Origin of the sequence: Lentzea aerocolonigenes (genome assembly GCF_000955955.1) — a bacterium.
GTDB classification, from domain to species: domain Bacteria; phylum Actinomycetota; class Actinomycetes; order Mycobacteriales; family Pseudonocardiaceae; genus Lentzea; species Lentzea aerocolonigenes_A.
On sequence record NZ_JYJG01000340.1, the window covers coordinates 15307 to 28217 of the forward strand.

A 12911-nucleotide genomic window follows, 5' to 3' on the forward strand; every position below is an offset into this window, starting at 1 on the left:
GGGTCAGCGACCGGGACCGGTCGTGACGAGGAAGGCGGCCACACCCAGCACGACGACGGCGAGAACCGCCTCTGCGGTGACCGAGAGTGCGAGCCCTCGGGTGGTCGCGGCGACGTGCAACCGCCGGTCCACCCAGGTCTTGCTCGCGAACCCGAGAACCAGCAGCGCCGCGAAGAGCGCCAGCTTGGTCAGGAGGAGTTGCCCGTATCCGGTGTGCAGCAACGCGTTCAACGAACCGACGAGCCTCCACGCGAGCACCGCGCCCGCCGCCGTGAGCACCGCGACGGAGACCATCGCGAGCCGCGAGTAGCGCGGCAGCACCGCGGCGAGCACGTCCCGATCACGGGCGGGCAGCACCGCGAGCAGCAGCATCATCAGCCCGCCGACCCACAGGCAGACCACCAGCAGGTGCACGAGCACGACCGCCTGTCCCCAGCCGGGCAGGTCGAGGACGTGGCCGGTCATCCCGTTGGTGCGCAACACTCCGAGAGCCACCGCACCCGCTCCGACGCGCCACGCCATCGACTTCGCGGCCCTCGCGCCGCGCCGGATCAGGTCGGCGAGCACGACCAGTGCGAGCAGCCACAGCAACGTGCGGGCGAACCACACCCGGCCGAACGGCGCGTCGAACAACGCTGTCAGCACGGACCAGTCGAACGCGGCGGACGGCGGGCGGCCCGCGACCCAGGCGGCGTCGAGGGCGAGGCTCGTGATCGTGCCGGCGAAGCCGCACAGCCAGCCGAACGCGATCAGGCGCCTGGCCCGTGCGGTGTCCGCGCCGTCGGGCCACAGGAACGCGATGAACGCCGTCCCGCCGATGAAGAGAGTCGTGCCGAGGTAGTCGAACGACCTGGCGAACAGCAGCCACGACTTCGCCGCCTCGGTCATGGTGTGTCCAGCAGGGCCGTGACCTGGTTGGTCTTCTCGTCCACGACGAGCGAGCAGGTCGTGCCGAGCAGGTCGTCGAGCAACTTGGTGGTGTCGCCGAGCAGCTTCGTGGGGTCACCGAGCAGCGGAAGCTCCACAAAGGACGGTTGACCGGCGGCCTTCCTCGTGCCGGTCGGCAGCTCGTGCACGACCGGCAGCTCGTCGAGTTGCGGCAGCAGTCGCAGTTCGCGCAGCAGTGTGGTGATCGCGCCGACGTCGCAGGGCTTGCCCGGCTCGGTTGTGGGAGGCGTTGTCGGAGTCGTTGCCGGCGGCTTCGTCGTAGTAGGAGGCATCGTGTGGTGCGGATGCTCCGGCGCCGGAACGTGCGGTCCCTCCGGCTGATGCGCGACCGGCGCGGGGTTGTGCGCCACCGGCTGTGCGACGTGGTTGGCCGGTTGGTGTGGTTGCTCGACGGGCGACGGGGTGGGTGTGTGGGAGTGCTGTTCCGGCTGGCTGATGGAGTTCTGCGCCTGAGGGACACGACCGATGCCCGACGCGAACCCGAGCACGACGACCACGGTGCCCACCAGGGTCGCCGCCACCACCTGGTCTCGCTGCAACTTCATATAGTGCAGCGAAGCAGTTGGCTGATCACCGGCGATTCCCGTTCGGTGACACAACGGTGAACTATCTTTCGCACTGAATTTGTCGCAAGCCGTGCGCACCCGGCAACGTCGAATTAAGTTGCCCCGACAAAAATGCCCTGAACAGGCAAAATGAGCACTGCTCGATTAAGTTCAATAAGTGCGACAAATAAGTTGAACAGAAGCCCGTAACCGTCAGACAAGCCGCTCGTTGAGTCCTTTTCGACCTTACGCCCGGTCGCGGACCGAACGGATCCGGCCCAGCAGCTCCTCGGCCTTGGCGCGGCCCTGCTCCACCTCGGCCAGCCGGCGGGTCACGGACTGCAGTTCGCGGCCCCGCTCGCCCGCTTCCATGCGCAGCGCCTTGTCGACCTCGCGCAGTTCCGCCTCGATGGCCTCGATGCGCTTGGCGAGGGCTTCGTCCAGCGCCAGCGACAAGGCCTGCTCGGCTTCGATGAGCTGTTCGGCGGCCAGTTGGTCCACTGTGGAGCGAGCGTCGGCGATGGCGTCCGAGAGCCATTGTTTGACGTGCTGCTTTTCGGCGGTGTGGGTTCGGGTGCGAGCCATCCACCAGCCCGCGCCCAGGCCCAGGGCGATGGTCACCGGGAGGACGATCGGGTTCAGGACGGCGATGCCCAGGCCTGCCAGGGGCATCACGGCCAGCTTGCCGGCGCCCAGGCCGCCGGAGACGCCCATGAAGACCAGGAGTTTGTCCTCGGCCGTGGGTGGGCGCTTTTCCTTGGGGCGCAGGACGACCGGGGGTTGCTCGCCGCGGGCGAACTGGCCGCGGATCAGGGTCAGTTCCTCCCGCGAGAACAGGGTGGCCAGGACCACGTCGGTCAGCTGGGACAGGCGGGCGGACAGGGCGGTCGAGATTCGGCCCGAGACGACCTGCAAGCCCGTGTCGACCTGCTGGGGCAACGAGGCCAGCGCGGTGCGGTCGGCCGCGTCGATGGCCTGGCGGTACCAGGTTTGCAGGTCGCGCATCTGGCGGGAGATCTCGTGGGAGTTCTCGACGCGGGCGCGTTGGATTTCGCCGCGGAGACGGACCTGCCAGCCACGGGTGGAGGAGCGGCGTTCGGTTTGCAGTTCCTCACGGCGGGCGCGCAGCAGAACAGCTTCGTCTTCCCCCACGGACAGAGCGCGCTTGTCTTGTTCGAGGCGGACCGCCAGCTCGTCCAGCACTGTCGAGAGAGCGCGCAGGGCGTTGGCCTCGGCGAGCATGCCGGCGCGACCGGTCACCAGTTCCTGCAAGGAAGTCTGCAGAGCGGCGATGCCGGAGCGTTCGCGGAGCATGGCGGCGGCGTCCGGGTTCGGGGCCTGCGAGGCCATCTCGAACATGCGCGAGGACACCGGGTAGAAGACGGCGTCGGCGAAGCGCGGGGCGTGTTCGGCCAGCAGGGCGATGTCCGCGTCGAGGACCTGGCGCCAGCCCCGGTACTGGTCGGTCTTGGTCAGGGCGAACACGACGGTCTCCACGCGGTCGCCGACGCGCTTCAGGAAGTCCAGCTCGCCGCGGGTGAACGGCGACGAGGCGTCCACGACGAAGACCAGGGCGGTGGCGGACGTGACGGCTTCCAGAGCCAGTTCGCCGTGCACGGACTCGAGGCCGCCGACGCCGGGAGTGTCCACAACGGACATGCGTTCCAGCAACGGGATCGGCGCATCGACCTCGACGTAGCGCGGCGGGAGCTCGCCGGGAGGCAGGTCGTGCGCGGCCGAGACCCAGTTGATCAGGGCGGGCAGCGGGAACGTCACCGGCGCGAGCAGGCCGGGGTAGCAGGCGCGCGAGGCCCACGCCGAGCCGTGCTGGAACACCAAGTAGGTCGACGTGGCGACGTCCGCGTCCACCGGGGAGAGGCCTGGAGTGGACAGCAGAGCGTTCACCAGGGAGGACTTGCCGCGGTTCGTCTCGCCGACGATCACGACCGACGACACCTCGGGAGCCGCACGACGAGTCACCCAGTCCGCGAGCACGGGGTCGAGCTCGCGTACGAGAGAGGTGAGGCGTTCGCGCGTCTGGCGGACGGTCTGCGGAAGTGTGCTCATCGGGCCGTGTAGACCGTCACGATCGGAGCCCGCAGCAAACGGCCGCGGTCGCAAAAACCAGGCACCTCGGTCTCCGCGACCAAGCCCTGCAACGCCAGATCATCCGTCGGCACGGTGCCACCGGCCTCGTGCAACGACGGGTCGAACCGCTCACCATCGGCGCGGATGGCGACGACCCCTATGGTCGACAGGCCTTCCTCGATCCGCTCGACCACACCCGAGCTGGCGCGGTCCAGCGCGTACAGGCACAGCCCGACCAGCGCGCGGCGTTCGGCCAGCGCCTGGTCGAGCAGCTCGTCGGCAATGGTCTCCACACCGTCGTCCGACGCCACATCGGCCGGATCGGTTCCGTTCCCGCTCATCGGTGCCCCCCAGCACGTAGTTGCTGCCAGATGAGGAAATACGCCCGGTGGACGACGTGCGCCACCCGAGCCTGCGCCGGCGTCGCCCCGAACGAGGCGAACGAACGCCACCACCCGGCGCGTTCCAGCGAATATGCGACCAGCTCTGGCAGAGGCCGCCCGGCCAGACCGAGCCGAGCAGGCACGTCCGGGGTGCTGCCGACGCGCAGCACCTCCTCGGTCAGGTCCGGCGCCAGCGTCACCGCGCCGGACGACACCAGCGTCAACGCCTCCAGGAGCCGCAGCTGGTGAGCCTCTGGCCGAGCGAGCAGCACCTCGATCGCGTCGTGCACGCGCTGCCGTTCGCCGGGATCTCCCGAGGCCAGCGACGTGACGGACGCCAGCGCGGCCGCCGCCTTGATGCCGTCGGCCCGAGCCCGGAACACCGCGTCGAGCCGGCCGCGAACCGCAGCGAACCCGGAAGCGTCGAACAGCACGCGGCGGAGAGCACCGGCAGCCAGGGCAGGATCAGCGTCCAGAGCCGCCAACGCGCGGCCGATGCCGTACAGGTCCAGCTTCTCCAGCAACCGCGACCGCACACCCGCCGGAACCTCGCAGTCCCACGACGTGAAGAGATCGCCGGACATCAGCATCATCGTGCGGGTGTCGGTGTCCAGCGCCGCCAGCTGCCGCAACGCCTCCGCGTCGGCCGAGGTGAACTCCCCGGTCTCGGCGGACTCGGCGAGCAGGCTGATCACCGGCAGCACGTCGGCGACCCGCGGCTTCAGCAGCTGAGCCTGCTTGTCCGCCAGGATCTCCGCCGCCCGCCACACGTCACCGTCCGAGCCCTCGACGGTTTCCGGCGCCACGGCGTCGACCTTGTTCAACGCGGCGATGGCGTTGACCGGCCCGGCCTCACGAGAAGCGGTCGCGGCGGTGAAAGCGGCCAACGTCGAGTGATCGTCGGCCCGCACGCCCTGCGTCACGACGTAGAGCACCGCCTCCGCCCCCGCGACAGCGTTGCGCGACACGGGATCCAGCAGTTCCTCGGTGCGGGCGACCGAAGCAGCGTCCAACGAGCCGAGCCCCGGGGTGTCGATGACGGTGAAGTCGCGCAACACGGCGTTCGTCAGGTACGCCTCGATGTGCGAAACGCCTTCCAGGCCAAGAGAAGCGGGGATCATGCCCTGCGCGTCGAACGGCAGCACCTGCCGTCGTCCGTCCCGCAACACCACTTCGATGCGGTCGACGGTTCCGTACTGATACCGCGTCACGAGCCGTGTGCACTCGCCGACGTCGGTGGGCGCGACCCGGCGTCCGATCAACGCGTTGACCAGCGTCGACTTGCCCGACTTGATCCGCCCGGCCACCGCGACCTGCAGCGGCGCGTGCAAACGGCGCAACACTTCCTGAAAGCCGGCCGCGGTCTGCGGCGAAACCTGTGGTTGCAAGGCAACACACAAGTTGGCCACGGCCGCGCACAGCGGTCCGGCCAGTTGTTGTCCTTGCAACGCCGTCACGGGCACTGATCGTGCCACGGTTTGTGCGCGTGCGTGCGCGGGTAGCCACACCGCATGGGTGACAGCTACGTGACGTTCCTGGTGCTGGGGATCGTCCTGGTCGTCGTTGACGGCCAGCTGATCTACCGCAGCGGCAAGGGATACCTGAAGCGCGCTGCGTACGACGACGAACAGGTCGGCGGCATGATGAAGCTGACGGCCGTCCTGTTCCACCTCGTCGTGCTCGGGCTGCTGGCACTGGTGTCGATCATCGAGATCAACACGGGTGACCCGGTGAAGAACGTGGTCGTGAAGCTGGGCGTGGTGCTGTTGCTGCTGGCACTGGCTCACGGCGTCACCATGGCGATCCTGGCCAGGATTCGGGATCGCCAGATGCAGCAGCAACTCGCGGACCAGATGGCCGAGGAACACCGGATCTACGAAGAGCGTCACGCGCACGTGGGCGAACCGCGACCCGCACCCAAGATCGAGTCGCCTTACTCAGCCCCGTAACGGGCACGCACGGCGTTCAGCGCCTCCCCCTCGCTGGCGCCGAGCGACCGAGCTACGGCGACGAACTCCGCCGCGGCGGCGGAGAGCGGGTCCGGTGCATGCGAAGGCAGGGCAGCCACCACGGTGCCCTGCCTTCGTCCTGTCGTGAGGACGCCTTCGGTCTCCAGCTCGCGGTACGCCCGCGCGACGGTTCCCGCGGCGAGCCCGAGGTCGGCGGCGAGCTGGCGGATCGTCGGTAAACGGGACCCGACCGGCAGCACGCCTCCGCTGATCAACCGCACCAGCTGGTCCCTGACCTGGCGCCAGGGCGCGACTCCGTTCTCGAGATCGACGACGATTCTGGGTGCTGTCACCAGAAGATCTTCTTGGACACGTAGTTCGTGTTGGCCATCGCTACCCACGCGAGCACGCAGAACAAGCCGAAGCCACCTCCGACCAGCGCACCGACCACAGCCGCACCGAGGCCGGCCGACACGTGCACGCTGCGCGTCCGCAACGCCCGGTCGACCTGCTCGTCACCGTCGGCGGGCCGGGCGACAGCGGCCCACATGACCAGGGCCACCGCTGCAACCGACACGACGAGCGCCGGCAGTTGCCCGATCCGGAGGTCCACGACCAGCAGGACGACCCCGATCGCCACGATCGCCGCGTATGAGATCAGCACGTACTGGGAGGCGATGTCGTACAGGCCGCGCGGTGTGAGCGTCGCCACCCTCTGTGATCCCTCGCGGTGCAGTTGCGTCGCGATCAGCTCGGCGAGCAGCGTGCCGCCGAGCACGATCGCCGCGAACGAGCCGACGCCACGACCGCTGCCGAGGGGTACGAACGTGAGCCCCACGAAGATCCACGGGTAGAGGAACCGCCGCCGCTTCAGGTAGCGGATCGCGTCCTCGATCTGCGCGGACGTCGGGTCCTGCACCCGCCAGCTCTTCAGCAGCCGCTTGCCGGTCGACCGGGTGGGCCAGAGCACCAGCAGCAGGAACAGCCCCACGCCCGCAGCCCACAGAGCGTCGTACAGCATGCGTGCCCCCTTGACCTTTGTATCAACTCCTCGACACAATAACTCACACTGAAGTCGTACGCTGCGTCATTCCGTGGCGCGACGCGCAAAAGTTCGAACCGCACCTAACCTTGTCGGGTGCGGAGGTTCAGCCTGTGGATGAAGGCTCACCCGGCGTTCGGGGACTCCCTGATCACCGGTCTGTTGTTGATCTTCGACATGGGGTTCGCCGTCTCGACGGCCGAGCGCGGGGTGTCGTTCTCGGCGTTCCTCGCCGTCACCCTTCTGATGCTCGGGCCGCTGCCGTTCCGGCGCTACCACCCGCTCGGCAGCAGCTACCTGATCCTCGCGGGCGCGTTCCTGCAGCTCTTCACGCACGGCGGCGAGAACGGCATTCCGGCGCGGATGTCGGACTTCGCGCTGGCCATCGCCCTGTACACGCTGGTCGCGTACATCGGCCGCAAGTCGGCGTTGATCTACTCGGGCTGGCTGCTCGCGGGCACGCTGCTGTGGGCGGTCTTCCAGATCGGCGAGCTCCAGGCCGTGTTCCTGGTGTTCATGGTCTTCGTGATCTTCGGCTTCAGCTGGGCGATGGGCGAGTTCATCGGAGCTCGCCGCGCGTACCAGAGCGAGATGGAACAACGGCTCAAGCTGCTCGAGACCGGACTCGACCAGCAGGCCAGGATCGCGGTCGGCGAGGAGCGCTCGCGCATCGCCCGTGAGCTGCACGACGTGGTCGCGCACGCGGTCAGCGTAATGATCGTCCACGCGGACGGCGCGGCTTACACGATCAGGTCACAGCCGGAGGTCGCGGAGAACGCGGTCCGCACGATCGCGGACACCGGCCGCCAGGCGCTCACCGAGATGCGCCGGCTGCTGGGCGTGCTGCGCAGCGAGGACGCCGAGACGCAGTGGGCCCCGCAACCCGACGCGCGCGGTGTGGTCGAGCTCGCCGAGAACACCCGCGCGGCCGGCGTCCCGGTCCGGTTGGAGATCACCGGCGACGTGGACGACCTGCCCGTCGGCGTCGGACTGAGCGTCTACCGGATCGTGCAGGAAGCGCTGACCAACACCATCAAGCACGCCGGCACGGGCACGACCGCTGTCGTACGGCTGGCGCGTTCGCCGGAGGAGCTCCGGCTGGAAGTGATCGACAACGGCTTCGGCACACCGCACGACGTGGTCAAGGTGTCCGGTGGCAATGGACTGATCGGCATGAGGGAAAGGGCTGCGGTGCTGGGTGGCGAGTTCGAGGCGGGCCCCAACCCCGGCGGGGGCTGGCGCGTGCGGGCGAGCTTCCCGATAGCCGCATAGGGTGATCGAGTGATTCGGGTGCTGCTGGTCGACGACCAGGAACTCATGCGCATGGGCTTCCGCATGGTGCTGGGGGCGCAGGAGGACATCGACGTCGTCGGCGAGGCCGCGGACGGTCTCGACGCGGTGCAGATGGCCGACAAACTGCGGCCCGACGTCGTGCTGATGGACGTCCGCATGCCGGTGCTGGACGGGGTGGAGGCGACCAAGCGGATCGCCGCGGCCGACACCGCGAAGGTGCTGGTCATGACCACGTTCGACATGGACGAGTACGCGTTGTCCGCACTGCGCAACGGTGCCAGCGGGTTCCTGCTGAAGGACACGCCGCCGTCCGACCTGGTGTCGGCGCTGCGGGCGGTGGCCTCGGGTGACGCGGTGGTCTCGCCGTCGGTCACCAAGCGCCTGCTGGGCCGGTTCCTCGGCGACGGCGGCGGTGAGCTGCGCGACGCCACCGTGCTGGACGTGCTGACCGAACGCGAGCGCGAGGTGCTCGTGCTCATCGCGAAGGGCCTGTCCAACACGGAGATCGCCCGCAAGCTCTTCCTGTCGGAGGCGACGGTCAAGACGCACGTCGGACGGATCCTCGCGAAGCTGGAGCTGCGAGACCGGGTGCAGGCCGTGGTGCTGGCCTACGAGACCGGTCTCGTCCGCCCCGGCGACGCCTAGCGGTAGTCCGCCGGGTCGGCTTCCACTGTCCTGCCGGCGATTCGTGGCTTCACCACGTCGTCCCACCAGCGGCCCCAGTCGGGCTGCGTGCCGTCGAGGTCGGTGAAGTCGTACTCGCGCTTGAGCTTCCACGACGACAGGCACTGGCCCGCGAACCTCTTGCGGTTGGGGTCGGCGGCCAGGTGCGCGATGCCGCGGCCGAGGTAGTGCGGTGTCTCGGAGATCGCGTAGTCCGGCACTTTCTCGACCGCGTCACGCCACGTTTCCTCGGTGACGCCGAACGTCTCCAGCATCTGCTCCGACCGCAGGAACCCCGGTGTGACGGCGAGTGCGGTCACGTTCGGGAAGTCCTTCAGGTCCTTCGCGAGCACCTCGCCGAACCTGCGCACGGTGTTCTTCACGGCGTCGTAGGTGAGGTTCACGAAGTACGCCTCGCCGTCCTCGCCGTCGGTCACTTCGACCACGAGCCCGTCGTCGGACTGGATGAGGATCGGCATCAGCTTGTGCAACGCCACGAGGTGCGTCTCGACGCCGTTGCGCCACATGTGCAACTGCCGGTCGAGGTCGTGCTCCCAGAACCTGCCCCACTCGACGAGGTTCTCGCCGCCCCACGCGTTGTCGACGAAGATGTCGAGCTTGCCGATCTTCTTGGCCAGATTGTCCACATCAGACGGACTCGTGAAGTCGCAGCGGACGGCGATTCCCTTGCCACCCGCCTTGGTGACGAGGTCCGCGGTGTCCTCGATCGTCTCGGCACGACCGACCTCGGACTGCTGCGTGCGCGTCGTGCGCCCGGCCGCGTACACCGTCGCGCCGGCCGCGCCCAGCTCGATCGCGATCGCCCGGCCCGCACCCCTCGTGGCACCGGTGACGACGGCGACCTTGCCGCTCAGGTCGGGCTCACTTCTTTGCGACACGCCGAATTCCCCTTCCCTCGTGCCAGGACAGGACCACCATCTCGTCGCCCTCGACGGTGATCGACACGACCTCGGTGACGTCGCACCGGTACAGGTCGAGCTCGCCGCCCTCCGGCATCCACCCGGTGCGGTCGTACAGGTCCTTGAGGTAGTCGTCCTTCTCGGTCCAGAACTCAGCGGTCCCGCTGATCTTCGCGTCACCCGCCGCGGTCATCGAGGCCGTGGTCGTGTTGCAGTGCAACGAGAACCGCGGGTCCCTCCGGAGGTCGCGCGACTTCAGCGAGTCGAGCATCATGCCCATCCACAGCTCGCCGCGCGTGAAGTCCGGTTCCACCCCGCTGATCCGCGGTGAGCCGTCCTTGCGCAGGGTCGCGACCAGCGCGTGCCGGTCCGCCGCGAACCTGCCCTGCGTGAACGCGGCCAGGTCGGGCTGTTCGGCCGCGAACTCGGCCCAGGTTGCCATCAGCGCATCCCCTTCAAGACCAGATCGATGTCTTCCTCCATGCGTGCCAGGAGCTCTCCGCGTGGCCTGATCGACCAGTCCATCGCGATCCCGTACACCAGCGCCGCCAGCACTCTCGCGGCGTTCGGCGGCAGGTCCTCCGCCGCGCACAGGACCTCCAGCTCAGCCTCCAGCACCGCGTAGTGCCTCGCCAGCAACGCCCGCAGCTCGGGGTCGATGAGGTCGACGCCCAGCTGCGCCAGGTTGTTCGTGGCCGTGGCCGGATCGGCGAGCCGGTCGAACCAGGTCAGCAGCGCTTCCCTGACGGTGCCCGCTGCGCGCATCCGGCTCTTGACTTCTTCCGTGCCGGCTTTGGTGAGTGCTTGCAACAAGCCGCTCTTCGACCCGAACCGCTTGGCCACCGCGCCGACCGACACCCCGGCCTCCGCCGCCACGTCCGCGACCGTGAACTCCGGTCCCTTGCGGTCGATGACCGCCGCAACGGCGTTCAGGATCTGTTCGTCGGAGATGGTTCTCGGCCGCGCCACATCATTAGTGAACCATAATTCACTAACCTTCGCATAGGATGGCGTCACGTGAACTGGAGACCGCGCCTCGTTGCCCTGGACATCGACGGAACCCTGACCCACGTCGGCTCGCACGACATCGCCCCCGCTGTTCAGGCTGCTGTGGCTCGTGCCGCCGAGCACGGCGCGCACGTCGTGCTCTGCACCGGCCGCAGCCTGATCGGCACCACCCCGATCGCGCCTCAGGTGCCCGCGTCAATGGCGCTGTGCTCGAACGGCGCGGTGTGGTGGGACCCGGCGCGCGACGAGATCATCAAGCGCATCACGTTCGAGCCCGGTCCGACGATCAAGACGCTCTCCGCCTTGCTGCCGGGCGCCGTGTTCGCGGTGGAGCAGACCGGCGTGGGCAGCCTGTTCGTCGGCGAGTTCCTGCCGAACGACCTGTGGGGTGTCACGACTTCCGCCACGTTCGACGAGATCGCGGCCGTGCCGACCGCCCGGCTCGTCATGCGCTGGCTCGACCACACGGCCGCCGAACTGGCGTTCGCGGTCCGCGAGCTGGAGCTGCCGGGTGTGTCGTGGCACGTCGACCACACCGAAGCGTGGCTGACCGCGGTGCCTCCTGATGTCACGAAGGGCTCGGCGCTGGAGGAGCTGCGCGTGCTGCTGGGTGTTCCGGCCGAGGACACCCTCGCGATCGGCGACGGGACCAACGACGTCGAAATGCTGCGGTGGGCCGCGCATGGCATCGCGATGGGCCAGGCGCCGGCGACCGTGCAGGCAGCGGCTGACTCCGTGACCGCTACCGTGCTGGAAGACGGTGCGGCGCAAGCACTTTCACGGTTCTTCTGACCATGTCCCGAAGCCAGCGCTGGGCCGGGTCCGCGTCGAGGCGCGCGTGCCAGTGCATGCGCACCTCGGCTTCCGGCAGGTCGGCGTCGATCGGGAACCACCGCAGCACCCGGTGATGCTCCTCGGCCAGACGCTGGGGGAACAGTCCTATGTAGTCAGTCGAGGCGACCAGCATCGCGGCGGCTGCGTTGAACGGGACGACCGCGCCGACGTGACGTTGCAGGCCTCGGGCTTGCAGGGCGACGTCCAACGGCCCGTGCGCGCGCCCTCTGCGGGAGACGCTGACGTGCGGATACCTGCAGAGTTGCTTGAGCGTGGGCTTCTTCAGCGGATGGTCGGTGCGGACGACGCCGACCATCCGTTCGCCGAACAGCACCTCCGACCTGATGTCGGAGTCCGTGTCCGTGCCGGCGCCGAGATCCAGGTCGACCGAGCCGTCCCGCAGCGCCTCGACGCTCTCGTCGCCCTCAGCCACGAACCGCAGCACCACGTGAGGCGCCTGGTCCGCCACTACCCCGACCAGCGACGTCACCACACCGTCACCGACCCGGATGGTGAACGTGCGGCGCAACTCCGCGACGTCGACGTCCTTGTCGTTGACCAACGCCTGAGCCTCGTCCAGCAGCGACCGCACCCGCGGCGCGATCCGCAGCGCGAACGGCGTGGGCGCGAGGCCCCGGCCGGCACGCACGAGGATCGGGTCGTCCATCGCGCGCCGCAGCCTCGCGAGCGCCCGGCTCGCGGCTGGGATCGAGAGGTGCAGCCGCTCGGCCGCCGCAGTCACGCTGCCGTCCTGCAGCAGAGCGTCGAACACGCGCAGAAGGTTGAGGTCGAGCTGTTCCGGCATGTTTGCACCGTACGCAACTCTGCCTTGTCAAAGTTGCGTGGCGCGAAATAAGTGCTGGTCCATAGCGTCTGTGCCATGACATTCGAGACCAAGTTGACCGCGTTCATGCTGATCAAGACCACGCCGAAGTGGCTGTCGCTGGCGGTGCCGGAACGCATGCGGGCGTTCGAGACCGAGATCCTGCCGAAGCTCAAGGACATCGAGGGCGTGCGCTCTCGGTACTACGACACGGAGTTCTACGGCGCGAAGGTGACCGACGTCTGGATGTGGGAGGCGCGCGACCACGAGTCGTACCAGCTGCTCGTGGAGGCGTTGCGGGAGACGCCGTTCTGGGACACCTACTTCGAGGTGGTGGAGCTGCTCGTCGGGGTGGAGAACGGGTACGCGCTGAACTACGGCGTGGACCCGCTCGCCACCGTCGGCGACTAGACGG

At 68.5% G+C, this 12911-nt stretch carries 16 protein-coding genes; 5 read left to right on the forward strand and 11 right to left on the reverse strand.

Annotated elements, in window-relative coordinates:
- Positions 1–3: 3 nt before the first annotated feature.
- The 5 genes from UK23_RS36475 to UK23_RS36495 all read right to left on the reverse strand — a co-directional run bounded on the left by UK23_RS36475 (position 4) and on the right by UK23_RS36495 (position 5421).
- Positions 4–888: a CopD family protein gene (locus tag UK23_RS36475; protein ID WP_045316317.1), complete on the reverse strand. Its 885-nt coding sequence runs from the start codon at positions 886–888 to the stop codon at positions 4–6.
- Positions 885–1493 carry a hypothetical protein gene (locus UK23_RS36480; RefSeq protein ID WP_045316318.1) on the reverse strand — a complete coding sequence of 203 codons (609 nt, stop codon included), beginning with the start codon at positions 1491–1493 and terminating at the stop codon, positions 885–887. The genes UK23_RS36475 and UK23_RS36480 overlap by 4 nt, the downstream gene beginning before the upstream one ends.
- 246 nt (positions 1494–1739) lie before the next feature.
- The gene (locus tag UK23_RS36485; protein WP_045316319.1) at positions 1740–3560 is read right to left on the reverse strand and encodes a dynamin family protein; all 1821 of its coding nucleotides are present in this window, start codon (positions 3558–3560) and stop codon (positions 1740–1742) included.
- The gene (gene grpE, locus UK23_RS36490) at positions 3557–3922 is read right to left on the reverse strand and encodes a nucleotide exchange factor GrpE (protein ID WP_045316320.1); all 366 of its coding nucleotides are present in this window, start codon (positions 3920–3922) and stop codon (positions 3557–3559) included. The genes UK23_RS36485 and grpE overlap by 4 nt, the downstream gene beginning before the upstream one ends.
- Positions 3919–5421 (reverse strand): dynamin family protein, encoded by a 1503-nt coding sequence (locus tag UK23_RS36495; protein ID WP_045316321.1) that lies wholly within the window; start codon positions 5419–5421, stop codon positions 3919–3921. The genes grpE and UK23_RS36495 overlap by 4 nt, the downstream gene beginning before the upstream one ends.
- 54 nt (positions 5422–5475) lie before the next feature.
- Here UK23_RS36495 and UK23_RS36500 point away from each other — a divergent pair, with 54 nt between their 5' ends.
- On the forward strand, positions 5476–5913 hold the full coding sequence (locus UK23_RS36500; protein WP_045316322.1) for a hypothetical protein: 438 nt from the start codon (positions 5476–5478) through the stop codon (positions 5911–5913).
- On the opposite strand, the gene UK23_RS36505 is transcribed toward UK23_RS36500, so the two are convergent.
- A complete protein-coding gene (locus UK23_RS36505) occupies positions 5898–6266 on the reverse strand; it encodes a GntR family transcriptional regulator (RefSeq protein ID WP_045316323.1) in 369 nt (122 codons plus the stop codon). The two genes, UK23_RS36500 and UK23_RS36505, sit on opposite strands and share 16 nt — an antisense overlap.
- Positions 6263–6934, reverse strand: coding sequence for a hypothetical protein (locus UK23_RS36510; RefSeq protein WP_045316324.1), 672 nt, complete (start codon positions 6932–6934; stop codon positions 6263–6265). Before UK23_RS36510 ends, UK23_RS36505 begins: the two co-directional genes overlap by 4 nt.
- A gap of 117 nt (positions 6935–7051) precedes the next feature.
- Here UK23_RS36510 and UK23_RS36515 point away from each other — a divergent pair, with 117 nt between their 5' ends.
- A complete protein-coding gene (locus tag UK23_RS36515; RefSeq protein WP_330770535.1) occupies positions 7052–8227 on the forward strand; it encodes a sensor histidine kinase in 1176 nt (391 codons plus the stop codon).
- Between the two features lie 9 nt (positions 8228–8236).
- Positions 8237–8893: a response regulator gene (locus UK23_RS36520; protein ID WP_045316325.1), complete on the forward strand. Its 657-nt coding sequence runs from the start codon at positions 8237–8239 to the stop codon at positions 8891–8893.
- Here the strand turns inward: UK23_RS36520 and UK23_RS36525 are convergent.
- The 3 genes from UK23_RS36525 to UK23_RS36535 are packed head-to-tail and all read right to left on the reverse strand — an operon-like array spanning position 8890 to position 10800.
- Entirely contained in the window at positions 8890–9810 is a 921-nt protein-coding gene (locus tag UK23_RS36525) for an SDR family oxidoreductase (protein WP_156213653.1), read from the reverse strand. The two genes, UK23_RS36520 and UK23_RS36525, sit on opposite strands and share 4 nt — an antisense overlap.
- Entirely contained in the window at positions 9794–10273 is a 480-nt protein-coding gene (locus tag UK23_RS54210) for a pyridoxamine 5'-phosphate oxidase family protein (RefSeq protein WP_045316326.1), read from the reverse strand. The genes UK23_RS36525 and UK23_RS54210 overlap by 17 nt, the downstream gene beginning before the upstream one ends.
- Complete coding sequence (locus tag UK23_RS36535; RefSeq protein WP_045316327.1) at positions 10273–10800, reverse strand: TetR/AcrR family transcriptional regulator; 528 nt, start codon at positions 10798–10800, stop codon at positions 10273–10275. The genes UK23_RS54210 and UK23_RS36535 overlap by 1 nt, the downstream gene beginning before the upstream one ends.
- Before the next feature lie 48 nt (positions 10801–10848).
- Between UK23_RS36535 and UK23_RS36540 the strand changes: the two genes are divergently transcribed.
- Positions 10849–11631 (forward strand): HAD family hydrolase, encoded by a 783-nt coding sequence (locus UK23_RS36540; RefSeq protein WP_045316328.1) that lies wholly within the window; start codon positions 10849–10851, stop codon positions 11629–11631.
- On the opposite strand, the gene UK23_RS36545 is transcribed toward UK23_RS36540, so the two are convergent.
- Entirely contained in the window at positions 11582–12478 is an 897-nt protein-coding gene (locus tag UK23_RS36545; protein ID WP_045316329.1) for a LysR family transcriptional regulator, read from the reverse strand. The two genes, UK23_RS36540 and UK23_RS36545, sit on opposite strands and share 50 nt — an antisense overlap.
- Before the next feature lie 75 nt (positions 12479–12553).
- Between UK23_RS36545 and UK23_RS36550 the strand changes: the two genes are divergently transcribed.
- Positions 12554–12907 (forward strand): darcynin family protein, encoded by a 354-nt coding sequence (locus UK23_RS36550; RefSeq protein WP_045316330.1) that lies wholly within the window; start codon positions 12554–12556, stop codon positions 12905–12907.
- Positions 12908–12911 lie beyond the last annotated feature (4 nt).